General features: G+C 58.4%; 23 protein-coding genes. 10 read left to right on the top strand and 13 right to left on the bottom strand.

Annotation, left to right across the window (positions count from 1 at the left end; genetic code table 11):
- Positions 1 to 198 precede the first annotated feature (198 nt).
- The 4 genes from GTU67_RS03040 to GTU67_RS03025 form a co-directional block, all read right to left on the bottom strand.
- Positions 199 to 1,377, bottom strand: a complete 1,179-nt coding sequence (locus GTU67_RS03040; protein WP_185778704.1) for a CaiB/BaiF CoA transferase family protein — start codon at positions 1,375 to 1,377, stop codon at positions 199 to 201.
- Positions 1,378 to 1,489: 112 nt separating this feature from the next.
- Positions 1,490 to 2,302 carry a citryl-CoA lyase gene (locus GTU67_RS03035; protein ID WP_185778703.1) on the bottom strand — a complete coding sequence of 271 codons (813 nt, stop codon included), beginning with the start codon at positions 2,300 to 2,302 and terminating at the stop codon, positions 1,490 to 1,492.
- A 30-nt stretch (positions 2,303 to 2,332) separates the two neighbouring features.
- Positions 2,333 to 3,211, bottom strand: coding sequence for a dioxygenase (locus tag GTU67_RS03030; RefSeq protein WP_185778702.1), 879 nt, complete (start codon positions 3,209 to 3,211; stop codon positions 2,333 to 2,335).
- Between the two features lie 204 nt (positions 3,212 to 3,415).
- Complete coding sequence (locus tag GTU67_RS03025) at positions 3,416 to 3,955, bottom strand: cob(I)yrinic acid a,c-diamide adenosyltransferase (RefSeq protein WP_185778701.1); 540 nt, start codon at positions 3,953 to 3,955, stop codon at positions 3,416 to 3,418.
- 56 nt (positions 3,956 to 4,011) lie between these two features.
- On the opposite strand from GTU67_RS03025, the gene GTU67_RS03020 reads away from it, so the two are divergent.
- Complete coding sequence (locus tag GTU67_RS03020) at positions 4,012 to 4,317, top strand: copper-binding protein (protein WP_185778700.1); 306 nt, start codon at positions 4,012 to 4,014, stop codon at positions 4,315 to 4,317.
- Positions 4,318 to 4,322: 5 nt separating this feature from the next.
- Here GTU67_RS03020 and GTU67_RS03015 read toward each other — a convergent pair whose 3' ends face one another.
- A complete protein-coding gene (locus GTU67_RS03015; protein ID WP_185778699.1) occupies positions 4,323 to 5,249 on the bottom strand; it encodes a LysR family transcriptional regulator in 927 nt (308 codons plus the stop codon).
- Positions 5,250 to 5,357: 108 nt separating this feature from the next.
- Here GTU67_RS03015 and GTU67_RS03010 point away from each other — a divergent pair, with 108 nt between their 5' ends.
- From GTU67_RS03010 to GTU67_RS02990, 5 genes are all read left to right on the top strand, one after another.
- On the top strand, positions 5,358 to 6,518 hold the full coding sequence (locus tag GTU67_RS03010) for an FAD-dependent monooxygenase (protein WP_185778698.1): 1,161 nt from the start codon (positions 5,358 to 5,360) through the stop codon (positions 6,516 to 6,518).
- 72 nt (positions 6,519 to 6,590) lie between these two features.
- On the top strand, positions 6,591 to 7,553 hold the full coding sequence (locus tag GTU67_RS03005; protein ID WP_185778697.1) for a 3-hydroxyacyl-CoA dehydrogenase NAD-binding domain-containing protein: 963 nt from the start codon (positions 6,591 to 6,593) through the stop codon (positions 7,551 to 7,553).
- A 78-nt stretch (positions 7,554 to 7,631) separates the two neighbouring features.
- Positions 7,632 to 8,444 (top strand): crotonase/enoyl-CoA hydratase family protein, encoded by an 813-nt coding sequence (locus tag GTU67_RS03000; RefSeq protein WP_185778696.1) that lies wholly within the window; start codon positions 7,632 to 7,634, stop codon positions 8,442 to 8,444.
- 53 nt (positions 8,445 to 8,497) lie between these two features.
- On the top strand, positions 8,498 to 9,676 hold the full coding sequence (locus tag GTU67_RS02995; protein ID WP_185778695.1) for an acyl-CoA dehydrogenase family protein: 1,179 nt from the start codon (positions 8,498 to 8,500) through the stop codon (positions 9,674 to 9,676).
- 93 nt (positions 9,677 to 9,769) lie between these two features.
- Positions 9,770 to 10,909, top strand: a complete 1,140-nt coding sequence (locus tag GTU67_RS02990) for an ABC transporter substrate-binding protein (protein WP_185778694.1) — start codon at positions 9,770 to 9,772, stop codon at positions 10,907 to 10,909.
- Between the two features lie 160 nt (positions 10,910 to 11,069).
- On the opposite strand, the gene hslU is transcribed toward GTU67_RS02990, so the two are convergent.
- The 5 genes from hslU to GTU67_RS02965 all read right to left on the bottom strand — a co-directional run bounded on the left by hslU (position 11,070) and on the right by GTU67_RS02965 (position 15,451).
- On the bottom strand, positions 11,070 to 12,401 hold the full coding sequence (gene hslU, locus GTU67_RS02985; RefSeq protein WP_185778693.1) for an ATP-dependent protease ATPase subunit HslU: 1,332 nt from the start codon (positions 12,399 to 12,401) through the stop codon (positions 11,070 to 11,072).
- A gap of 10 nt (positions 12,402 to 12,411) precedes the next feature.
- On the bottom strand, positions 12,412 to 12,945 hold the full coding sequence (gene hslV / locus GTU67_RS02980; RefSeq protein ID WP_185778692.1) for an ATP-dependent protease subunit HslV: 534 nt from the start codon (positions 12,943 to 12,945) through the stop codon (positions 12,412 to 12,414).
- 231 nt (positions 12,946 to 13,176) lie between these two features.
- Positions 13,177 to 13,626, bottom strand: a complete 450-nt coding sequence (gene dksA / locus GTU67_RS02975; protein WP_185778691.1) for an RNA polymerase-binding protein DksA — start codon at positions 13,624 to 13,626, stop codon at positions 13,177 to 13,179.
- 36 nt (positions 13,627 to 13,662) lie between these two features.
- On the bottom strand, positions 13,663 to 14,760 hold the full coding sequence (locus tag GTU67_RS02970; protein ID WP_185778690.1) for a CobW family GTP-binding protein: 1,098 nt from the start codon (positions 14,758 to 14,760) through the stop codon (positions 13,663 to 13,665).
- A gap of 175 nt (positions 14,761 to 14,935) precedes the next feature.
- Positions 14,936 to 15,451, bottom strand: coding sequence for a Fur family transcriptional regulator (locus tag GTU67_RS02965; protein WP_185778689.1), 516 nt, complete (start codon positions 15,449 to 15,451; stop codon positions 14,936 to 14,938).
- A gap of 68 nt (positions 15,452 to 15,519) precedes the next feature.
- Between GTU67_RS02965 and GTU67_RS02960 the strand changes: the two genes are divergently transcribed.
- From GTU67_RS02960 to GTU67_RS02945, 4 genes are read left to right on the top strand one after another with little or no spacing between them, the layout of a single operon-like run.
- Positions 15,520 to 15,666 carry a hypothetical protein gene (locus GTU67_RS02960; RefSeq protein ID WP_185778688.1) on the top strand — a complete coding sequence of 49 codons (147 nt, stop codon included), beginning with the start codon at positions 15,520 to 15,522 and terminating at the stop codon, positions 15,664 to 15,666.
- 4 nt (positions 15,667 to 15,670) lie between these two features.
- Positions 15,671 to 16,387: an ATP-binding cassette domain-containing protein gene (locus GTU67_RS02955; RefSeq protein ID WP_185778687.1), complete on the top strand. Its 717-nt coding sequence runs from the start codon at positions 15,671 to 15,673 to the stop codon at positions 16,385 to 16,387.
- A 47-nt stretch (positions 16,388 to 16,434) separates the two neighbouring features.
- Positions 16,435 to 17,280: a metal ABC transporter permease gene (locus tag GTU67_RS02950; protein ID WP_185779018.1), complete on the top strand. Its 846-nt coding sequence runs from the start codon at positions 16,435 to 16,437 to the stop codon at positions 17,278 to 17,280.
- A 20-nt stretch (positions 17,281 to 17,300) separates the two neighbouring features.
- Entirely contained in the window at positions 17,301 to 18,281 is a 981-nt protein-coding gene (locus GTU67_RS02945; protein WP_185778686.1) for a metal ABC transporter solute-binding protein, Zn/Mn family, read from the top strand.
- Here the strand turns inward: GTU67_RS02945 and xerC are convergent.
- From xerC to dapF, 3 genes are read right to left on the bottom strand one after another with little or no spacing between them, the layout of a single operon-like run.
- Complete coding sequence (xerC, locus tag GTU67_RS02940) at positions 18,238 to 19,263, bottom strand: tyrosine recombinase XerC (RefSeq protein WP_185778685.1); 1,026 nt, start codon at positions 19,261 to 19,263, stop codon at positions 18,238 to 18,240. The genes GTU67_RS02945 and xerC overlap by 44 nt on opposite strands.
- Complete coding sequence (locus GTU67_RS02935; RefSeq protein ID WP_185778684.1) at positions 19,263 to 19,931, bottom strand: DUF484 family protein; 669 nt, start codon at positions 19,929 to 19,931, stop codon at positions 19,263 to 19,265. The genes xerC and GTU67_RS02935 overlap by 1 nt, the downstream gene beginning before the upstream one ends.
- Positions 19,928 to 20,821 carry a diaminopimelate epimerase gene (gene dapF, locus GTU67_RS02930; protein WP_185778683.1) on the bottom strand — a complete coding sequence of 298 codons (894 nt, stop codon included), beginning with the start codon at positions 20,819 to 20,821 and terminating at the stop codon, positions 19,928 to 19,930. The genes GTU67_RS02935 and dapF overlap by 4 nt, the downstream gene beginning before the upstream one ends.
- Positions 20,822 to 20,824 lie beyond the last annotated feature (3 nt).

Here is a 20,824-nt window from a genome sequence, read left to right as displayed (position 1 = left end):
ATGTTTGAACGAGACGATTGTTGACGGCGCTCAGTCCGTTCAGGGCATAGCTGTCTGTTGGTCGGGCCACTGCCCGTCTCATCCGTTCGGTTACTACCCACTCGGTTGTACAAGCCTGAACTTTTCTGCGTAATAAAAAAAGCCCGGCCTTAGTAATCATAAGGCCGGGCATTTTTTTCAAGCGAGATAGGGCGGTGATTATGCGTCAGACTCAGGCCCGGTGGGCGGTGATTTCTGGCCAAGCGTGGCTCGAATCGGGCCAAGAATGTCGTCGTTGTGTTCGCCGAGTACGGGCGGGGGCACGACCGATTTGGCGTGCTCGCCGTCGAAGTTGACCGGCGGGCGCACCGTACGAAACAACCCCATCTCAGGGTGTTGCCCCGACACCAGAATCTCGAGGTGTTTGGCTTGCGGGTCTTCAAGGGCTTCGCTGGGGTCGTACATCGGGGCGTGCGGTACGTCTTGGGCCAGCAAACGTTCGCACCAGGCGTTGCGGTCTTTGGTGATAAAAATTTCCGACAGTACCTTGATCAGGGTTTCCTGGTGCTGGATGCGCGCATTACGGTCGCAGAAACGGGGGTCTTCGAACAGGTTGGGGCGTTCGATGGCGTTGGCCAGGCCCTGCCAGAATTTTTCGGGTGACGACATGTGCAACGCCAGCCACTTGCCGTCTTTGCATTTCATGACGTACGACTGCGATACGCTGGGGCGGCTGTAGGGGCCCATGACTTCGCCGACGGAATAAAAGTGTGTGAAGGCATCGAGGTTGAAGTGGCACATGGCTTCGAGCATGGACACTTCGACGGTGCTGCCTTCGCCGGTACGGCTGCGGTCGAACAGGGCACCCAGAATGCCGTAGGCCGCATAAAACCCGGTAATGGCATCGGCCAACGCAGGGCCGACAACGCGCGGGTTTTCGGGGTTTATTAACAGGCCCAGAAAACCACTGGCGGCCTGTGCCACCGAGTCGTAGGCCGGACGGGAGGCCGAGGGCCCTGTCTGGCCGAAACCGCTGATCGAGCAATACACCAGGCGCGGGTTGATGTCGCGCAGGCGCTTTTCGCCGACGCCCAGTCTGTCGGCGGCGCCCGGGCGGAAATTCTGGATGTAAACGTCTGCGCTGCGAACGAGTTCGTCCATGACCGCCAGATCGTCTTTGTCTTTTGTGTTCAGCGTCACGCTGCGTTTGTTGCGGTTGTAAGTTTGGTAATGCGGACTGTAAAGGCCGCCTTTGAAGGCCCGGAACGGGTCGCCGCTGCCGGGTTGTTCAACTTTGATGACATCTGCGCCCAGGTCAGCCAGCAACATGCCGGCTGCCGGTCCGGTAATGAAGGTCCCCTGGTCCAGTACACGAATGCCTTCCAGAACTTTTTTCATGGTCTTTGCTCCGGGCAAAAAGAGGCCCTGGGCGTGCCAGGACGCCCAAACGGGTTATGTTTCGATGAGAAGTCTTTAGATAGAGTGTCTTGAGTCGATAAGCAGCAAATGCTTAGTCGCCGGGAACAAAACCGGGCGGGGCTTCGCCGGTGTATTCGACCTGTCGGGTCGCCTGGTACGACAGCGCAAACCCGATGGGGTGCTGATTGGCCTCTTCGACCAGGTGACCAATAAGGCCGGCCGTTCGGGCCAGAATAGGCACACCCTTCAGCCCGGCCAACGGGAACCCGATGCCCAGCAATACCGCGGGGATGGCCGCAGACACATTCAGCATGAGCGACTTGCCCACGATGTCGGGGATGACCTTTTCGACGGCTTCGGCAAGGTTGACGTAGGTCATGTCGGCGCCGGCTTCGGCGGCTACCCTGAACAGTGCGCTGACGCGGGGGTCGCGGCTTTTGTGCAAGGGGTGACCGTAACCGGGAATGGCGCGACGCGCCTGACGCAGTTCGGTCACGGCCTCGCGTGCTGCCGATTCGAATTGATCGGGGTTGCCGTTGGCGCGTGTGCGGATGTCTTCCAGAAATTGGCCGCAGCTTTCGGAAGCGCCCAAAATGACCGAGCCGCAGCCCAGAATGCCTGCAGCAACAGCGCCTTGCAGCGCATCGGGGGCTGCCGCAAGCGTCATGCGACTGGCCTGCACGCTGGGTACCAGCCCGTGTTCGGCAATGGCCACCAGCGTGGCATTAAGCACGGCCGACTGCGTGGCATTGGGCATTTTGCCGGTAACCAGCAAATGGAAGTAGTCGCCGAACGATGCTTTGCCAATAAGCTCTTCGGCCAGGTCTTTGCCCCGGACAATAATGGTGTCCGGGTTTGAGGTGCAAATTGCCGTGCGAGGAACAGTTTCTTTACCAATTTTCATGGGTAACCTTTGTTGTTTCGTGCCTGCGGTTTACGCACTCTTCAGCTTTTCGACGTCGGACACGGGCGCCAGCTGGAAGTCGTAGTGACAGGTGTGATAGGGCACGGTTTTGGTATCGCCGGTGGGGGTTGTGCCGGGTTCGTGACGGATGTAGTCAACGATTAGGCCATCTTTAACGCCGAACACCGTGTCGGTGTCGAGATAGGGCGAGTCGGACGGGAAGATGTGCGTCACGATGGTTTTGTGGCCCGGGGCGCGCAAAATAAAGTGCATATGGCCGGGGCGGTTGGGGTGGCGCCCCATGGCGTCGAGCATGGCGCCAACAGGGCCATCGGACGGTACCGGGTAAAAAGAGGGCTTGACCGACCAGAACCAGAATTTGCCGTCCTTTCCGGTCGTTAACACCGCGCGGGCGCGCATTTCGTCGCTGCCCAGTTGCATGTCGTAGTTGCCTTCGCCATCGCCCGACCAGATGTCGAGCGTGGCGCCTTCGATGGGCTTGCCGTCGAGCGAGGTGACAATGCCCGAGTACAGGCAGGGTTCGCCCACAATGCCTTCGGCAATATTTGCGCCCATGGGTTTGTGAGGGGCGCCTTCCCAGTAGTAGGGGCCCAGCACGGTTTGTTCGGTTGCGCCTTCGGGCAGGCGGTTATTGATGGCGTCAACCAGAATCGACACGCCCAGCGTGTCGGACAACAAAATGAATTCCTGGCGTTTGTCGGTGCAGGTCTGGCCGGCTTTGGTCAGAAACTGGATGGCGGTCATCCATTCTTCTTCGGTGAGCTGAACGTCGCGAATGAAGTCGTGCAGGTGGCGGATCAAAGAAGTCATCACCTGGCCAAAACGTTCGTCTTTAGGCGTCATGCGGTCGATGGCTTCTTGGGTGATCGTGAATTCTCTGGATGTCATGCGGTGTCTCCCGTGGTGCCGGGCTGTGGTCCAGCCGGTCTGTTGATAAGTTACGGAAGAGTGTACCGTCGGGTCTCCATGAATGAAAATGAAGTTTTTATCTACAAATCAATCGATGCTGTCGATGATTTGGCCCAAAAAAACGGTCGCGGTGCGTGCGTGACCCGTTAGCCTGAGCAGGGAAATGTGGCCGGCGTGTTTGGCTTACGACGTCGCGTCGCGGTTCCAGAGGGTGTCTTGCCGGTTAAGTGTGCGTGCCAGCACAAAGCACAGGTCGGATAGCCGGTTAAGGTATTGGCGCAGCGGGGCGTTAATAGCCTCGTTTTTGTGCAGGGTGATGACGGCGCGCTCTGCGCGGCGTGATACGGTGCGCGCCAGATGCGCCAGCGCGGCGGGCCGGTTTCCGCCGGGCAAAATAAATTCTTTTAATGGGGGTAACTGCGCGTTGTAATGCTTCAGGGCCTCGTCGAGCGCCAGCACGTGCTCTGCGCCGATGGCGGTGTGCCCCGGGATGCAAAGTTCGGCCCCCATATCAAACAAGTGGTTCTGGATGCTGGCCAGCAGGGCGTCTACTGACTCGGGCAGCGGCTCGCAGCGCCATAAGCCGATAACGCTGTTTAGTTCGTCGACGTCGCCCAAGGCGGCAACACGTGGCGCGTCTTTTTCGATGCGGCTGCCATCGCCAAGGCTGGTGGTGCCGTCGTCGCCGGTGCGGGTCGCAATTACAGATAAGCGGTGGGTCATGATGTTTTTGGGGTGAACAAGGTTGGTACTATAACGTTTTACAACGGAGGAAACCGATGAGCCATTGCAATCGTAGCGTGTCAGCCGGTGTACTGGCAGCCCTGGCGCTGTCCGTGGCGGCTTACGTAGCGCCGGTAGCCGCCCAAGAGGCCAGCGCATCGGGTGAGGTGCGCAAGATCGACGCGGCCGAGGGCAAAATCATGATCAAACATGGGGCCATTGCCGACCTGAACCTTCCGGCCATGACGCTGGCTTACCGCATAGACCCGGCTTTGCTGGCGGGCATTGCGCCGGGCGACAAGGTGTCGTTTACGGCCCGTCGCCAAGACGGCCAATACATTATTGTAAAAATCAGCAAGTAGTCGGGTTAGTGGGGCGTACCGATTTGCTCGGCGCCAAACCAGATTCCTTTCGTCAGCTGCAACTTCAGGGTTTCAATAAACAGTCGCCGGCCTTCTTGTACCGCCGGCGAGTGCGAACGGGCTTCGTTTTCGAACAAGGCCCAGGTCAGGTAAAGCCCTTTCAGCGGGGCCCAGCAGATGTCGTCGCCCGGTGGCCGGGCATACACCGCGCAAGCCGGAACTACGGTCAGCCCTGCGCCTTGGCGGGCCAGCTCCATGCAAAGCCTCAGGGTATCGGTTTCGATGGCAATGGTGTTTTTAATGCCTTTGCGGGCCAGGGTGTTTTCAAGATAGTTGCGCAGGGCATTGGGCCGCCCCGGCATGACCAGTTTTTGCTGGTCGAGTGCCTGAACGGACACCGGTGTTGCCGCCGTAAAGCCCTTGTTGGCGGGGCCCACCACCACCAAAGGCTCTCGTAGCAGTACCGTTTGGCGATAGCCGCTGGGCGGTGCTTGCTCGAAGGGAACGGCCGCCAGGTCGATAGCGCCCGCCAGCAACTGGTCGCGCAAGATATGGCTGACGTTTTCGTACACCTTGAGCGATACATTGGGGCAGTCGTGCAGCAGCGTAGACAAGTAGCTGGATGTGAATACGCTGTGCCACGACGGCGGGATACCCACCGCAAGCTGGCCGGCGGCGCGATCGCCGACTTGCGCCTTGATAATGGCAAACTGCCGCAACAGGGGGCGGACGCGATCGGACAACAGCTTGCCCGCGTCGGTAAGCTTGACGCCGCCTTGCGAGCGGATAAACAGCTGGACCTGCATTTCGTGTTCCAGGGCGGCGATTTGCCGTGACAATGCGGGCTGCGACAAGTGCAGATCAACGGCAGCGCGGTTGATGCTGCCCAGTTCGGCGACCCTTAAAAAGCACTCAAGTACGCGGGAATCCATCAACGCCCCATTATGCAAATAACGATTAACAATTATAGGTTATCTGCATTATTCAGATAATTGCGCTGTCTCTACACTGTGTTTAACAAGAATGCTCAGGAGACAGGTGTGAAGATTCGAATTGTGGGCGGTGGCCCGGCCGGGCTGTTTTATGCCTACCTCATGAAACGCGACGACCCGGCGCACGACATTGTTGTGTACGAGCGCGATCCGCAAGACGCCACCTATGGCTGGGGTGTTGTGTTTTCTGACGTGGCGCTGTCGTTTGTCAAAGATATTGCGCCCGAGCTCTACGATTCGATCACCGAAAACCAGGAAGTCTTCGACGAAATGGCGGTGGTGCACCAGAACGTGCTTGTGCCGTTGGCGCACAATACCTTTCATCGCACCAGTCGCATCGACTTGCTCAAGGCATTGCACAAGCATTGCCTGTCGGTGGGCGTCGATATCCAGTTCAACCAAAAATTCGATGACATCACCGCGTTTGCTGATGCCGATTTAGTGGTGGCGGCCGACGGCGCCAACAGCGCCATTCGTACGCGTTACGCAGAACATTTCCAGCCCGAACTCGACGTTCGCCCCAACTACCTGGCCTGGTATGGCACAACCCAGTTGTTCGATGCGCTGTCGCTTATTTTCCGTCAGTGCAACGATGGTTTGCTGATTGCCCATACGTATCGGTACAGCCGTACCCTAAGCACTTTTCTGGTCGAGTGCGACCCCGAAACCTTTCACAAGGCCGGGCTCGACACCCTGTCAGAAGCCGAGAGCCTGGCGTACTGCGAAAAAGTGTTTGCCCCCGACCTTGCCGGCCACAAGTTGTTGTCGAACAAGTCGCAGTGGTTTCGTTACACCATCGTTAAAAACAAAAACTGGTTCTATAAAAATATCGTTTTAATCGGCGATGCCTTGCGCACGGGCCATCCCTCGGTGGGTTCGGGTACGCGCTTGGCCATGCAAGACGCCATTGCCCTGTTCGAGGCCTACAAAGCCTGTGGCGCTAACGTGCCGGCCATGCTCGAAGATTTCGTGCGGCGTCGAAAACCCAGCGCCGACGCGCTTCAGCGCGCCGCCATCAAAAGTACCGAGTGGTACGAGAACCTGGGCCCGAAGTTGTCGCTCGACCCGATTTCTTTTGCCTACGACTACGTCACCCGCAGTGGCCGGGTGTCACACGACGATGTTCGCCAGCGCGACCCCGACCTGGCGGCCAAATACGAGGCGCTGCACCCCGACTGGGCCGACAAGGCGGCACGTCGTGACAGCTAAGGCCGCCTGCAGCGCCGGCCGGCACGACTGGGTCGCATTTGCTTTTTACTTATTCAATTTGCCAAGGACACCATGAGTAACGTGATTTATACCCCGCCAGACCAGGTCCGCTCGGTTGCCGTTCTCGGTACCGGATCTGTCGGTGCCAGCTGGATCGCCCTGTTTCTGGCGCACGGTCTTGAGGTTATTGCCTTCGACCCTTCCACACAGGCGGCCGAACGCGTCAAGGCCTTTGTGGCCGATGCCTGGCCAGCCTTGCGCGAGCTGGGGAGAACCGAGCTTGCAAGCCCGCCGCTCGAGCGCTTGAGTTTCGCCACGACACCGGCCGAGGCGGCCCGGCAGGCCGACGTCATCCAGGAGAACTGCCCCGAGCACCTCGACGTGAAGCTGGCCTTATTGGCCGAGGTCGATGCCGCCGCCGACCCAGGCAAAATCATTTTGTCGAGCACGGGTGGCATTCCTCCCACGGCCATGCAGCAAGCCTGCACGCACCCCGAGCGTCTGGTGGTGTTGCATCCGTTCAACCCCACGCACCTGATCCCTCTGGTCGAGGTTGTGGGCGGCGAAAAAACCTCGCAAGCCGTGCTGGATTGGGCGATGGATTTTGCCCGGCTGTTGCACAAGCAACCTATTTTGCTGCATGCCGAGGCGAGCGGGCACATGACCAATCGTTTGCAGTTTGCGCTGGTGCGCGAAGCGGTGGCGTGCCTGGTCGAAGGCATAGCCAGCGCCAAAGATATCGACGCTGCGGTGCGCTATGGCTTGGGGCCACGCTGGGCCCTGATGGGCAGCCTTTTAACCTTGCATCTGGCCGGCGGCCCTGGCGGTATGCAGGGCATCCTCGACCACACCGCCAAAGCCATCCAAGACTGGTGGACCCCAAAGACAACGCCGGTGCTGACTCCCGAGGTCATTGCAAAGTTGGTCGAGGCCGCGCAAGAGGTGTCACGCGGCGAGCCGGTGCAAGACTGGGTGAACTGGCGCGACCGTGGTTTGGTCGATGTGCTCAAGCTCCAAGAAAAGCTTGGTGCTTAAGCAACGTGTTTTGGTGCGGCGCGGGCTTTGGGCTTGCGTCGCCAATTAAATCAACTAAACAGCAGTAGCAGGAACATAATGAACGACCCCATAACGTGGCCCATGCCACTACCCGAATGCCTGTCGGTCACCCTTGACGGCACCATTGCCATACTGACCCTGAATCGCGCCCACAAACGTAATGCCTTGTGCGACGAGCTGGTGCTGGGCATGCAAACGTTCTTTTCCAGTATCCCCAAGTCGGTTCAGGGCGTGGTGGTGCACGGGGCCGGAGACGACTTCTGTGCGGGCCTCGACCTGAACGAGCTTAAAGAGACCTCGGTGGCCGAAAGTTTCGACACATCCATTATCGGCCAGCGGCTTAACGACACCGTCCAGTTTTGCAAGGTGCCGGTCATTTCGGTGTTGCACGGGGCGGTCATTGGGGGCGGTCTCGAATTCGCAGCCTCAACGCATATCCGGGTTGCCGAAAAAAATGCGTATTACGCCTTACCAGAAGGCACCCGTGGCATCTTTTTGGGTTCGGGCGGCTCGGTGCGCCTGCCCCGGCTGGTTGGCGCGGCCACCGTCATCGACATGATGTTGTCGGGACGCGTTTACGAAGCCGAAGAGGCCCACCATATTTTGCGGCTGTCGCAATACCTGGTCGAGCCCGGCGAGGGCCTGAAGAAGGCGATAGAACTGGCCAAACGTATTGCCAAGAACGCGCCGCTGGCCAATTTCGCCATTATTCAGTCCATCCCGCGTATTTCCGAGCAAGACCCGCAAACAGGGTTGTTTACCGAAATGCTGATGGTGGGGATTGCACAGGGCGACGACGAAGCCAAACAACGGTTGCGCGACTTTCTCGAGCGTAAGGCCAACAAGGTGCAGCGGGCCGCTCAGCCCTAGCGCGGGTTAGCTGCCCAACCCGTATCAAAACATACCAACACAGAGACAAAACTATGGGTACTACTGCATTAAGAGCCGATTTCAGCCGCGACGAACTCGAGGCCGAGGCTGCCGAGTTTCGTTCATATATTGCCCGGTGGGTCGATGAGCGTTTGGTGCCGCAGGCCGAAGCTATTGATCACGAGGCTGATTTTTCTCATGCTTTGTTTAAAGAGCTGGGCGAACTGGGGTATTACGGGGTGATGTACCCCGAATCGGTGGGCGGTAGCGGTCTAAAGTACCCCTACACTTGTTTCACTATTTTGTGCGAAGAGCTGGCGCGCGGGTCGATGAGTTTTGCGGCAGGCGCCTGCATGCAAGGCTCTACCGCTACCCACACTATTTTTCAGTGGGGTAACGAAAGCCTGCACGACAAGTATCTGAAGCCTGCGTTGCGGGGTGAAAAGGTAGCCGCATTTGCTATTACCGAACCTAACTCAGGGTCTGACGCGGCTTCTTTGCGTACGCGCGCCACCCGGGTCGATGGCGGGTATATCTTGAACGGTACCAAAATGTTTACCAGTAACGGTACCGTGGCCGACTTCATTACGGTGGTGGCCACCACCGACCCGACCAAAGGGCTTAAAGGCCTTGATCTCTTTCTGGTCGATACCACCAGCCCCGGCTTCTCGGTCGGACGCAAGCTCGACAAGTTTTCGGTACGCAGTTCCGACACCGGCGAACTGGTCTTTGAAAACGTCTTCGTGCCCGACGACCATTATTTGAATAACGGTTCGGGCAGCAGCTTTTTAAATGCTTACAAGTCACTGACGGTCGACCGGATCTTTACGGCCGCCCTGGCGCTGGGCGGCGGGCAGGCAGCCTACAACGCCGCGTTGCAATATGCCAAAGAGCGCGAGCAGTTCGGGCAACCCATTGGCAAATTCCAGGCGGTTCAGTTCAGGCTGGTCGATATGCTGGCCAAACTTGAACAGGCCCGCTTGTACACCTACCATGCGGCGGCCTTGGCCGACCAGAATGCATCAATAACCACCGAGGCGGCCATTGCAAAAATTGTCGCTGCCGAGGGTTGTCACGAAGTGTGCGAAATGGCCATGTCGGTATATGGTGGCTATGGTTTGATGAATGAGTATCCGGCCCAGCGTTTTTTGCGCGATTCGTACTTCCCCATGATTGGCGGCGGCACCGGAGACATCATGCGGCTCATCGTTTCAAGACAGCTGGGCTTTTAGGCCCCAAGTTTAAAAAGCTGCAAGATAAGCAGCGCATCTATTAAAACAGCAGTAAACCCTTTAACGACTTATATAAACTGCAGGAGACATGCAATGAAAAAGACTTTTATCGCGTTCGCATTGGCCGCTATGGTGCCCGCATCGGCAGTCATGGCCAACGAAATCACCGTGGGCCTTATTGTGGGTGAAACCGGCCCGGGCGCCTCGCTGGGTATTCCGTACAAAAGCACGTTCAATATGGTTCCCGACACCTTGGGTGGCCTGAAAGCCCGCTACATCATGCTCGACGACGCCACCGACACCACGCTGGCCACCAAGCAAGCGCGCAAACTCATTCAAGAAGACAAGGTCGACCTGATTTTCGGTTCGGGCAACGTGCCCACGGCTGTTGCGGTATCCGAGGTCACCAACGAAGCCAAAGTGCCTCAAATTGCTTTAACGCCCACACCGCTCAAGCCCGACACCAGCCCCTGGACGTTCTCCATCCCGCAGCCCATGAACATCATGTCGGTGCCCGTGGTGCGCCACATGCAGGCCAACGGCGTTAAAAAAGTCGGTTTCATCGGCTTTACCGACTCGTGGGGCGATTTGGTCATTAACGGATTCAAGAACGTGCCGGGCAACGACATCGAAATCGTTGCTGAAGAACGCTACGTTCGTAACGACACCAGCGTCGCTGGTCAAATTTTGAAGATTCTTGCCGCCAAGCCCGATGCCGTGCTTATTGGCGGTTCGGGTACGCCAGCTGCGTTGCCCCATACCGCCCTGCGCGAGCGCGGCTATAAGGGCCCTATTTATCACAACCCAGCGGTCATCAATAAAGACTTCCTGCGTGTGGGTGGCAAAGCCGTCGAGGGTGGCTATGCCACTACCGGTCCGGTCATCATCGCCGAGCAGCTCGACGACAGCAACCCAATTAAAAAGGTTGCGCTCGATTTCCGTCAGCGCTATGAAGACAAATACGGCAAGGGCAGCGTTAGTGCGTTTGCGGCCTATTCGTGGGATGCCTACCTGATCGGCGATCAAGCCGTTCGCGAAGCGGCCAAAAAAGCCAAGCCAGGTACACAAGAGTTCCGTGCCGCAATCCGCGATGCACTTGAATCTGGCAACGAGGTGGTCGGCGTTCATGGTATTTACAAAATGACGCCTAAAGACCACACCGGTGTCGACGAGCGTGCAGCCGCGCTGGTGCAGGTAAATAACGGTGGCTGGAAACTGATCAACATCAAGTAAACAGTGGGGCGCGCCGCCGCACTTTTGGGTGCGGTGCGCAACATCACCGCTTTATGTCATTAAAAAAGCCCAAGATCCGGTATTTCCGTCTCTTGGGCTTTTTTGTGTTGTGGCTGGGTTGGTTGTAAAGCGCTGCTTACCCGCGCGCCAGGCTAAACCTCTATAGTACGTAGCGCGCCAGGTCTTCTTTACTGGCGGCTTCTTGCAGTTTTTCGTTCACGAAGGCGGCGTCTATGGTTACCGTCTTCCCGCTGTTGGCGGGCGCCTCGAACGACAGGTCTTCCAGCAGCTTTTCCATGACGGTGTACAGCCGGCGCGCACCAATGTTTTCAGTGCGTTCGTTTACATCAAACGCCAGCTCGGCCAGCCGTTGTACGCCTTCGTCGGTAAACTCAAGGGCAACTTCTTCAGTGGCCAGCAGTGCGGTGTACTGTTTGGTCAGCGACGCGTCGGTATCGCACAGAATTCGCACAAAGTCTTGTGCGGTTAGCGAGTCAAGCTCAACCCGGATGGGAAAACGGCCTTGCAGTTCGGGGATGAGGTCGGACGGACGCGACAGGTGGAACGCCCCGGATGCAATGAACAGAATGTGGTCGGTACGCACAACCCCGTACTTGGTGTTAACCGATGTCCCCTCGACCAGGGGCAGCAGGTCGCGCTGGACGCCCTGACGCGATACGTCGCCCGCCGATTGCTCTTGCCGCGTTGTGATCTTGTCGATTTCATCCAGAAAGACGATGCCGTTCTGTTCGGCATTGGTTACCGCCGTGGCACGCAGCTCTTCTTCGTTGATGCGCTTGGCGGCCTCTTCTTCGGTAATCAGCTTGAAGGCCTCTTTTACGGCCATTTTGCGCGTTTTCTTTTTCTCGCGGCCCAGGCCGGCAAACATGCCTTTCAGCTGCTCGGTCATTTCTTCCATACCGGGCGGTGCCATGATTTCCATTTGGGGCATGGCTTGCTGCACTTCAATTTCAATTTCCAGATCGTCGATCTGGCCTTCGCGCAGCCGCTTGCGAAAGGTTTGCCGCGCCGAGTTTTCTTCGCGAACCGGTTCGCCTTGCGCATTGCGCGGCGGCGAAATCAGTACATCAAGAATGCGGTCTTCGGCGGCGTCTTCGGCCTGTGTGCGTACCCGACGCATTTCCTGTTCGCGGGTCTGTTTGATCGAGACTTCGATCAAGTCGCGAATAATGGTGTCAACGTCACGGCCGACATAACCCACCTCTGTGAATTTGGTGGCCTCGACCTTGATGAAGGGCGCATTGGCTAGTTTGGCCAGGCGGCGGGCAATTTCGGTTTTGCCAACGCCGGTAGGCCCGATCATCAAAATGTTCTTAGGGACGATTTCGGTGCGCAAGGGCTGAGGCACTTGCTGGCGTCGCCAGCGGTTGCGCAGCGCAACGGCGACGGATCTTTTGGCCTTGTTCTGGCCAACAATGTGTTTGTCGAGCTCAGAGACGATTTCGCCGGGGGTCATGTTGAGGGCGGACATAATGTTTCTCTTAAAGCGTCTCGATGACGTGGTTCTGGTTTGTGTAAATACACAAATCGCCCGCGATCTCGAGTGATTTCTTGACGATGTCTGCAGGGGGCAGATCGGTATTTTTAAGCAGGGCCAGTGCGGCAGATTGCGCATAAGCACCGCCCGAACCGATGGCGGCCAGGCCGTGTTCGGGTTCGAGCACGTCGCCATTGCCGCTTAAGACCAAAGAATGATCTGCATCGGCCACAATTAACATGGCCTCGAGGCGACGCAATACCCGGTCGGTGCGCCAGTCGCGGGTGAGTTCGACGGCAGCGCGCATCAGGTTACCTTGGTGCTTTTCAAGTTTGCCCTCGAAGCGCTCTTGCAGCGTGAAAGCATCGGCGGTGGCGCCCGCAAAGCCTGCCAGTACGCGGTCGTGATACAGACGCCTGATTTTGCGCGCCGTGCCCTTGAAAACGATGTTGCCCAGGGTAACCTGGCCGTCGCCGCCAATAGCAACCTGGTTGCCTCGACGAACGCAAATAATGGTTGTAGCGTGAAATTGTTCCATGGATTTTCCCCTTGATTTGATTAAGTGGGGGCGGGGGGCCAGAGTTCAAGCCGTTGCAGGTTACGAGGCGTTTCTGTGTTGGCCTGTTCCCCGACGCGCTACCGCGGCTGCTCTGGCAGGCAAAAAAAAGCCATCGCGTCTGCGATGGCTGATGATGCGAAAGCGCGTTGGCCCGGCCCTTACGTTGCTTGCGCGAGGCGTAAAAGCAGGGCGGCCTGCGCAGAGCAGAGGTCAGTCGCCGTAGAGCTTCTGGCGCATTTCCCGACGTTCTTGGGCTTCGAGCGACAGCGTAGCGGTGGGGCGGGCCAGCAGGCGGGGGATACCAATGGGCTCGCCGGTTTCTTCGCACCAACCGTAGGTACCGCTCTCGATCAGGGTCAGCGATTGCTGAACCTTCTTGAGCAGCTTGCGTTCGCGATCGCGCGTGCGCAGTTCGAGTGCGTGCTCTTCTTCGATGGTGGCGCGGTCGGCAGGGTCGGGCACAAACTGCGTTTCACGCAGATGCTCGGTGGTGATGTCGGCGTTGGTAAGAATTTCTTGCTCGAGCTGCTTTAGCCGGTGCTTGAAGAAGGCCAGTTGAGCCTCGTTCATGTAGTCAGACTCGGGCATGGCCAAGAGCTCTTTTTCGGTGAGCAACTTGGTTTGAGCTTCTTCTTTGGTGGTGGCTGACTTCGTGGCCATGGTGTACCCCTAAAAATGAAACGTCGAAACTGACGGTCAGGCAAGACAGTTATCGAGGCCCTGACGGAAGATGTCCTCAGGGAGCTTGCGCCCGATGAATACCATTTTGGTATTGGGCTTTTCGTTGGCGAGCCAGGCTTTGCCAGGTTCGGCACCCATCATCATGTGCACGCCCTGGAACAGCATGCGGCGATTGATGCCTTTAATAAACAGAATGCCTTTGTAACGCAGAAGGTCGGGCCCGTAGACCTGCACAATACCGCCCAGAAATTCTTCCAGGCGTTCGGGGTCGAAGGCTTTATTCGAGCGATAGACGAAGGCGCCGATGTCGTCGTTGTGATGCGCGTGATGGTGGCCATGACCATGACCGTGGCCATGATCGTGGTCGTGATGGCAGTGTTCGTCGCATGCGTGGTCGTGACCATGGTCGTGATCGTGTGCTGCGTCGGGATGCTCGGCGGCAAGAAAGTCGGGGTCGATATCCAGAATGGTGTTCAGGTTGAACCCGCTGATATCGAGGACTTCGCGGATGTCGGCTTCGCCGAAGTGCACGGGCTTGATGGGCGCGCGTGGGTTGATGCGGACAATGCGCGCGCGCAGCGTCTGGTATTCGTCTTCGGTGACCAGGTCTTTTTTCGAGACCAGGATGCGGTCCGCGAACCCGACCTGTTTTTGCGCTTCTTCTTGCTGGTCGAGCGTTTCCATGCCGTGCTTGGCGTCAACAACCGTAATAACGGCGTCAAGACGGTAGTAGTCGGCAATGTCGTCGTCCATGAAGAACGTTTGGCACACGGGGCCGGGGTTGGCCATGCCGGTGGTTTCGAGCACGATGCGGTCAAACTTGATGTCGCCGGCTTCGCGCTTGGTGCGCAGTTCGTTCAGGGTGCGTTGCAGGTCGCCGCGTACGGTGCAGCAAACGCAGCCATTGCTGAGCTCGATGATTTGTTCGTCGCTTTCCTGGACCAGCAGCTCGTTATCGATGCTTTCGGGCCCGAATTCGTTTTCGATGACGGCAATGCGCTGACCGTGGTTTTCGGACAGCACGCGCTTGAGCAAAGTGGTTTTGCCGGCACCCAGAAACCCGGTAAGAATGGTGACAGGCACCATTTTGTCGATTTTTACTGCGGTATTCATTTGTAAAGCTCACAAGTCGCGGCCTGAATATTGCAAAGCGCTTGCGAAGCGACTACGACTTTATTCTGTACCGCGCGGAAAAATAATCAACGTGCGATTACATCACAGCACGAGCGGAAGAGCAAACTTTTGTGTTAGTCGTTGTATTTAAAAGAAAAAACGGGGCTTCGGGTAACTACTGATGGGCGTGTTTGTGGGCCGCTTTTTCGGCGGACGGGTGCGCATGCGTTTTTTGGTGGCACGGGTTGCACAGGGCCCTTAACTCAGTTTCGTGGTGGTCGAGTACGAACCCCGCGCCGGCTACTTTTTTGGCCAGCTGGCGGTGCAGTACCGGGTCGCTGAATTCGGCGACGGCGCCGCATTCGGTGCAAATGACCAGAATGTCGTGCGGGTCGCCGGCAGCGTCCATGCACGCAGCCCAGGCGTTAACGGCATCAAGCCGGTGGATCAGGCCTTCGGCAATAAGGAAATCGAGGGCGCGGTAAACCGTGGGGGGGGCTGCGCCGGGTTGTACTTCGCGAATTTCTTCAAGCAGCTCGTAAGCCTTTACGCTGCGCTGGCGGCGTAACAGAATTTCGAGCACTTTGCGACGAATGGGCGTCAGGCGCCTTCCCCGCTGGTTGCACAGGGTTTCGGCGGTGTCGAGTTGCGCCGCGATTTGTGCGGCAGGTGTGGTGGCTTTGCGTGGCATAGTATGGGTTGGCCGCGGTATGTTATAACATAACCCTTCTGGCCAAGTGGTTCTTCCTGTCTCTTATTATGTCTGTTTTCTCGCGCGCTGTGCGCAAACAAGGCGCTTATCGCGGCTCGGCAATTTTGTTGTCGGGTCTCGACCGCCTGTGGCGCGTTGCCCTGGTTGTGCTTGCGCTGTGGGCACTGACCGGTTGGGCCATGCAGTGGTGGTAGGGTCGTGACCTCCCCCGTTATTGAACTGGACCACGTTTCGCTGGGTTGGCGAGACCGTATTGCTGTGCGCGATGTCACGGGCACCTTCGAGCGAGGATCATTGACGGCGCTGGTGGGCCCGAACGGGGCCGGTAAATCCACCCTGGTGAAGGGCCTTATGGGGGTATTAAGCCCGGTGCGCGGTACGATCCGGCTGGCCGCCAATGTTGACGGCAAGGTGGCCTGCTTGCCGCAAGTGGGCGATCTCGACAAGACGTTTCCCATCACCGTTTACGACCTGGTCGCCATGGGCGCATGGCGCAGGGTGGGGTGGTGGCGCCGTGTATCGACGGCCGAGCACGACCGCGTTCAACACGCCCTCGAAACCGTGGGCCTGGCCGATTTTGGTCGTCGCATTATCGGGACGCTGTCTGGCGGGCAGTTGCAGCGGGCGCTGTTTGCCCGGCTGATGCTGCACGACGCCCAGGTGCTGATTCTCGACGAGCCGTTTGCCGCCGTCGATACCCACACGACCGAAGACCTGCTGGCGCTGCTGCACCAATGGAACACCGAGGGGCGTACGGTAATTGCCGTATTGCACGATCTCGATATGGTGCGATCATTGTTCCCGAAGGCGTTGTTGCTGGCCGGGCAAGTGGTGGGTTGGGGCGACACAAATCAAGTGCTCACGCCCGAGAACCTGCATTTTGCGCGCCATTTGTGTGCGGGAGACTACCTGTGAACGGCGTGTTCGAGGTGTTGGTCTCGCCCTTTATCGAGTTTGCCTTCATGCGAAGGGCGCTGGCGGGCTCGTTTTCGCTGGCGTTTGCCGCTGGCCCGTTAGGTGTGTTTCTTATTTTGCGACGTGTCAGTCTCATGGCCGACGCGATGGCGCACGCGATTCTGCCCGGTGTGGCGGTAGGCTTCATGGTTGCGGGCCTGTCATTGTGGGCCATGGCATTGGGGGGCGTGGTGACCGGCCTGTTGGTGGCGGGGTTGGCCGGATTGGTGTCCCGGTTAACGCCCCAGCGCGAAGATGCCAGTTTTGCTGCCTTTCATCTGGTGTCGCTGGGCCTTGGGGTGTTGCTGGTCTCGTTACGGGGCTCGAACATGGACTTGATCCATGTCTTGTTTGGTAGCGTGCTTGGGCTGGATGACAATGCCTTGCTCCTGGTTACCGTAACGGCCAGTGTCACGCTGATCGTGCTGGCCCTGATCTTTCGGGCGTTGGTTGCCGAATGCCTGGATCCCGGGTTTTTGCGTGCTGAGCGTGGCCATGGTTCGATCAGTTATCTGGTGTTTTTGTTTTTGCTTGTGCTGACGCTGGTGTCGGGGTTTCAGGTGTTGGGCACGCTCATGGTGGTGGGCATCATGATGCTGCCGGCAGCTGCAGCCCGCTTCTGGGTCAGGTCGGTTGGCGCGCAAATGATTTTTTCCGGGTGCGTGGGGGCGGCATCCGCGTATGTGGGTTTGCTGGTTTCGTACTACGTCAATGTGCCCGCATCTGCGGCCATTATTCTTTCGGCGGGCTTGTTTTACTTTGTCTCGCTGTGCGCCGGGCCGCAAGGTGGGTTGTTGCAGGCTGCCCGCCAGGCACGGGCGCGTCGTCGGCATATGGCGTCAATTCCCAATTAGGTTAAGTGAAGAGGGTGGTTATGTTTTTAAACGCTGGTGGGGTGCCCGGACAAGCCGGGTTTGCACGTTTACGACGGCTTTGCGCGGTAGGCCTGGGCTTACTGGCTGCGGCGTTGGCAGCCCCGTTGTCGGCGACTGCCGAACCCTTGAAGGTCGTTGCCAGCTTCTCCATCCTGGGTGACATGGTTAAGGTGATCGGTGGCGAAAACGTTCAGGTCACGACCCTGATCGGCCCCAATGCCGACGCGCATTCGCATGAGCCATCGGCATCCGACAGTCGCGTGCTGGCCGAGGCCAATGTTGTGGTGATGAACGGTCTGGGGTTCGAGGCCTGGATGCCCCGGCTCTTGCGTGCGTCCGGGTTCAACGGGCATGAAATTGTGGCCTCGACCGGCGTCACCCCGCGTCAACTGGACCACGACCACGACCATGGGCATTCGCACGGGCACGACGACAAGGCCGACGGCGCAGCGTCCGTCGATCCACATGCCTGGCAAGACCTCCAGAACGGCGTAAAGTACGCTCGCAATATCGCCAACGGCCTGTCGCGGGTCGATCCGGTTAATCGGGCGGGTTATCAGGCTCGCGCCGATATTTATGTGACCGAAATGGAAAAGCTCCATAACGAAATCCGGCAGTCGCTGGCGGCCATACCCGTAGAGCGGCGCAAGGTCGTTACGCCGCACGACGCCTTCGGCTACTTCGGGCAGGCATATGACATTACTTTTGTTTCCGTTGCCGGTCTGGCATCGGACGCTGAACCTTCCGCGCGCGACATTGCACGTTTGATTCGCGAAATCAAGAAAACCAAAAGTGCGGCACTGTTTACCGAAAAAGCGCTGTCGTCGCGGGTGATCAACCAGATTGCGCGCGAAACAGGGGCCAAAGTGGGTGGAACGCTTTACGCAGATACCCTAGACGTAACTGATCGCCCCGCCGGAACGTATCTGGGAATGTTCAAGTGGAACGCGGGTCAGTTGATTTTTTCGCTGAAGCCGTAACCTCGGCTGCCGACGTACCGCTTGTGTTGTTGTGCCGGCGGCTTGCCCGCGGGTGTGCCTGGTCGTAAACCTTGGCTAAATGCTGAAAATCCAGACGCGTATAAATTTGCGTCGTGGCAATATTGGCATGACCCAGCAGCTCTTGCACGGCGCGCAAATCTTGCGCCGATTGCAACAAATGGCTGGCAAAGCTGTGTCTTAAGCTGTGCGGGTGCACATTAACGGGCAACCCCGCCAGCTGGGCCAGCTTGTTCAGCTGAAGCTGTACCACACGCCCTGAAATTCTTTTTCCGCGCTCGCCCAAAAACAATGCCGCCCGATCACCAGGGGTCAGGCCGGTTTGGGGCTTGAGCATGTCTGCACGCAAGGCCAGCCAGCGTTCAAGGGCGGCAATGGCTTGCCGGCCCAAGGGCGCGTGCCGCGTTTTGCCGCCTTTCCCGGTTACCACGACCTCGGCGTCGGCAAGCTGCAGCCAGCTGCCCGACGTGTACTGCGTTGTGTGCACATAGTGCGTGTCCAGGCTGGTCAGTTCTGACAGCCGTAAGCCGGCCGAATACAGCACTTCAAACATGGCCTGATCGCGGCACTCGATGGGTGTGTGGGGCGCCGGCAGGTTGGGCCTGTCGAGCAATACTTGTGTTTGCTCGACAGAAAGCGCTTTGGGCAGTGACCTGGGGATTTTTGGTGCGCGGATGTCGGTGGCCGGGTTGTGGGCCAGGCCGATTTGCGGTGCCCACCATTGGTAGAACCCTCGCCAGGCCGCCAGGGCCCGGGCCAGGCTGCGGGGCTTGTGACCCTCGCTGTGCAAACGGGCAACCGCTTGCCGCAGTTGCCCGTTTGAAAGCTGGTTTAAGGGCGTGTCGGGATAAAGGTTTTGCAGCAGAAAGAGGTCTTGCCGGTAACCGCTGATGGTGTGCGCCGAGTAACGCCGTTCAGACGCCAGGTACTGCAGCCAGCGGTTAACCGGTTCGGCCGTGCTCATCAGTGCGGGTCAAGCAGGCGGGTCAGTGCCGAGGCTGACAGCTCACCAATAATTTCCAGGAAGGCCGTTCCCATGTCGGGTTCGAAACGATCGGCTTCGGCGGACCCGATCACCAGCAACCCCAGCAGTTTGCCCGATGCGGGGTCGCGCAATGGGACGACCGCCATCGATTGTGCATTGTCGCCCAGCCAGGCCGACACCGCATGGCCTTCGGTTGGCCCGCAGTAAGGGTTGGGAAGTGCCTGCGCCCACTGCCGGATGTCGTCTGATACGTCTTGCGTGAAGCGCTCAGGCACCTTGGTGCCGCCCTCCCAGAGTCGCAGGGTGGTGTCAGGCAGTTCGAACAAGCTGGCCAGGCTGTCAATGATGTGTGCCGGTATTTTCTCGGCATCGGGTTCGGCCAGCATGCGGGCGCACCAGGCCGTCAGGGTGCGACTGATTTTTTCATTCCCTGATGCGTTATTGATCAGCCCGGACAGTTTCCATTCGAGGTCTTTGGCTTTGGCGCGAAGCGTAAGAATCTGGCGCTCGCCCAGCGAGATGGCACGGGTTTCGTGAGGGTGGGGTACCCGCAGGTCGGCGAAAACGTCTGCATGCTCATGAAAAAAGCCGGGGTTCTCGCGCAGAAACAGGGCGACCTCGTCGGCGCTCAGGTGGGTTGTCGTCATGGCGTGGCAGCATCCTTTTGTAAATAATTTTGCGTAAGCTTATCAATGTCGATCTGGCCGGTAAACACAGTGGTGGCGGGGCCCGTCATTTGCAGGCTGTCGCCGTCCCAGGCAATGGTTAGCAGCCCGCCCCGGGTGTGTACAGCCACGGGGCTGTCGAGCAGCCCGCGACGAATGCCGGCAACCGCGGCGGCGCAGGCGCCTGTGCCGCAGGCCAGTGTTTCGCCGGCCCCGCGCTCATAGACGCGAAGCTTGATGGTGTGACGGTCGACGACTTGCATGAACCCGGCATTGATGCGTTGGGTGAACCGTGGATGCGATTCGATGATGGGGCCCACCGTGGCGACTGGCGCGGTATCGACATTGTCGACCACCTGAACCGCATGCGGGTTGGAAATGGCGACCAGTGAAATATCGACGCTGTCGCCATCGGGCAGGGGCAGTGTCCATAGCGTGTCGTGATGCAGCGGGGCATTGACCAGCCCGCGCGTCATGAAGTGGACATCAGCAGGCTGAAAGCGGGTTTGCCCCATATCGACAGTCACTTCCCCGGTTTCAGATTCATTCAGGGTAATGAGCCCGGTGCATATTTCTGCGCGCAACGGGTTTCGGCGCGACAGTCCTTGCTCGTGGACAAAGCGCACAAAGCAGCGGGCGCCATTGCCGCAGTGCTCGACTTCACTGCCGTCTGCATTAAAGACCCGGTATCTGAAATCGGCCTCGGGGTGGCTTGGGTTTTCGACCAGCAACAACTGGTCTGCGCCCACGCCAAAGTGGCGGTCGGCCAGGGCGCGAGCGCGCTCTGGGGTCATTTCGATAGGTTGTCGGACGCCGTCAAGAACGACAAAGTCGTTGCCGGCGCCATGCATTTTGGTGAAATTCCAGATCATGAC

It is taken from the genome of Pusillimonas minor, assembly GCF_014237865.1.
GTDB classification, from domain to species: Bacteria; Pseudomonadota; Gammaproteobacteria; order Burkholderiales; family Burkholderiaceae_B; genus Neopusillimonas; species Neopusillimonas minor.
Note: the sequence above shows the minus strand (reverse complement) of the source record. Positions and strands in the feature narration are given on the sequence as shown.

What these genes read in the sequence shown, in the direction of transcription:
- GTU67_RS03040 (WP_185778704.1), bottom strand. Translation starts at nt 1,377, where the DNA reads ATGAAAAAAGTTCTGGAAGGCATTCGTGTACTGGACCAGGGGACCTTC.
- GTU67_RS03035 (WP_185778703.1), bottom strand. Translation starts at nt 2,302, where the DNA reads ATGAAAATTGGTAAAGAAACTGTTCCTCGCACGGCAATTTGCACCTCA.
- GTU67_RS03030 (WP_185778702.1), bottom strand. Translation starts at nt 3,211, where the DNA reads ATGACATCCAGAGAATTCACGATCACCCAAGAAGCCATCGACCGCATG.
- GTU67_RS03025 (WP_185778701.1), bottom strand. Translation starts at nt 3,955, where the DNA reads ATGACCCACCGCTTATCTGTAATTGCGACCCGCACCGGCGACGACGGC.
- GTU67_RS03020 (WP_185778700.1), top strand. Translation starts at nt 4,012, where the DNA reads ATGAGCCATTGCAATCGTAGCGTGTCAGCCGGTGTACTGGCAGCCCTG.
- GTU67_RS03015 (WP_185778699.1), bottom strand. Translation starts at nt 5,249, where the DNA reads ATGGATTCCCGCGTACTTGAGTGCTTTTTAAGGGTCGCCGAACTGGGC.
- GTU67_RS03005 (WP_185778697.1), top strand. Translation starts at nt 6,591, where the DNA reads ATGAGTAACGTGATTTATACCCCGCCAGACCAGGTCCGCTCGGTTGCC.
- GTU67_RS03000 (WP_185778696.1), top strand. Translation starts at nt 7,632, where the DNA reads ATGAACGACCCCATAACGTGGCCCATGCCACTACCCGAATGCCTGTCG.
- GTU67_RS02995 (WP_185778695.1), top strand. Translation starts at nt 8,498, where the DNA reads ATGGGTACTACTGCATTAAGAGCCGATTTCAGCCGCGACGAACTCGAG.
- GTU67_RS02990 (WP_185778694.1), top strand. Translation starts at nt 9,770, where the DNA reads ATGAAAAAGACTTTTATCGCGTTCGCATTGGCCGCTATGGTGCCCGCA.
- hslU (WP_185778693.1), bottom strand. Translation starts at nt 12,401, where the DNA reads ATGTCCGCCCTCAACATGACCCCCGGCGAAATCGTCTCTGAGCTCGAC.
- hslV (WP_185778692.1), bottom strand. Translation starts at nt 12,945, where the DNA reads ATGGAACAATTTCACGCTACAACCATTATTTGCGTTCGTCGAGGCAAC.
- dksA (WP_185778691.1), bottom strand. Translation starts at nt 13,626, where the DNA reads ATGGCCACGAAGTCAGCCACCACCAAAGAAGAAGCTCAAACCAAGTTG.
- GTU67_RS02970 (WP_185778690.1), bottom strand. Translation starts at nt 14,760, where the DNA reads ATGAATACCGCAGTAAAAATCGACAAAATGGTGCCTGTCACCATTCTT.
- GTU67_RS02965 (WP_185778689.1), bottom strand. Translation starts at nt 15,451, where the DNA reads ATGCCACGCAAAGCCACCACACCTGCCGCACAAATCGCGGCGCAACTC.
- GTU67_RS02960 (WP_185778688.1), top strand. Translation starts at nt 15,520, where the DNA reads ATGTCTGTTTTCTCGCGCGCTGTGCGCAAACAAGGCGCTTATCGCGGC.
- GTU67_RS02950 (WP_185779018.1), top strand. Translation starts at nt 16,435, where the DNA reads ATGCGAAGGGCGCTGGCGGGCTCGTTTTCGCTGGCGTTTGCCGCTGGC.
- GTU67_RS02945 (WP_185778686.1), top strand. Translation starts at nt 17,301, where the DNA reads ATGTTTTTAAACGCTGGTGGGGTGCCCGGACAAGCCGGGTTTGCACGT.
- xerC (WP_185778685.1), bottom strand. Translation starts at nt 19,263, where the DNA reads ATGAGCACGGCCGAACCGGTTAACCGCTGGCTGCAGTACCTGGCGTCT.
- GTU67_RS02935 (WP_185778684.1), bottom strand. Translation starts at nt 19,931, where the DNA reads ATGACGACAACCCACCTGAGCGCCGACGAGGTCGCCCTGTTTCTGCGC.
- dapF (WP_185778683.1), bottom strand. Translation starts at nt 20,821, where the DNA reads ATGATCTGGAATTTCACCAAAATGCATGGCGCCGGCAACGACTTTGTC.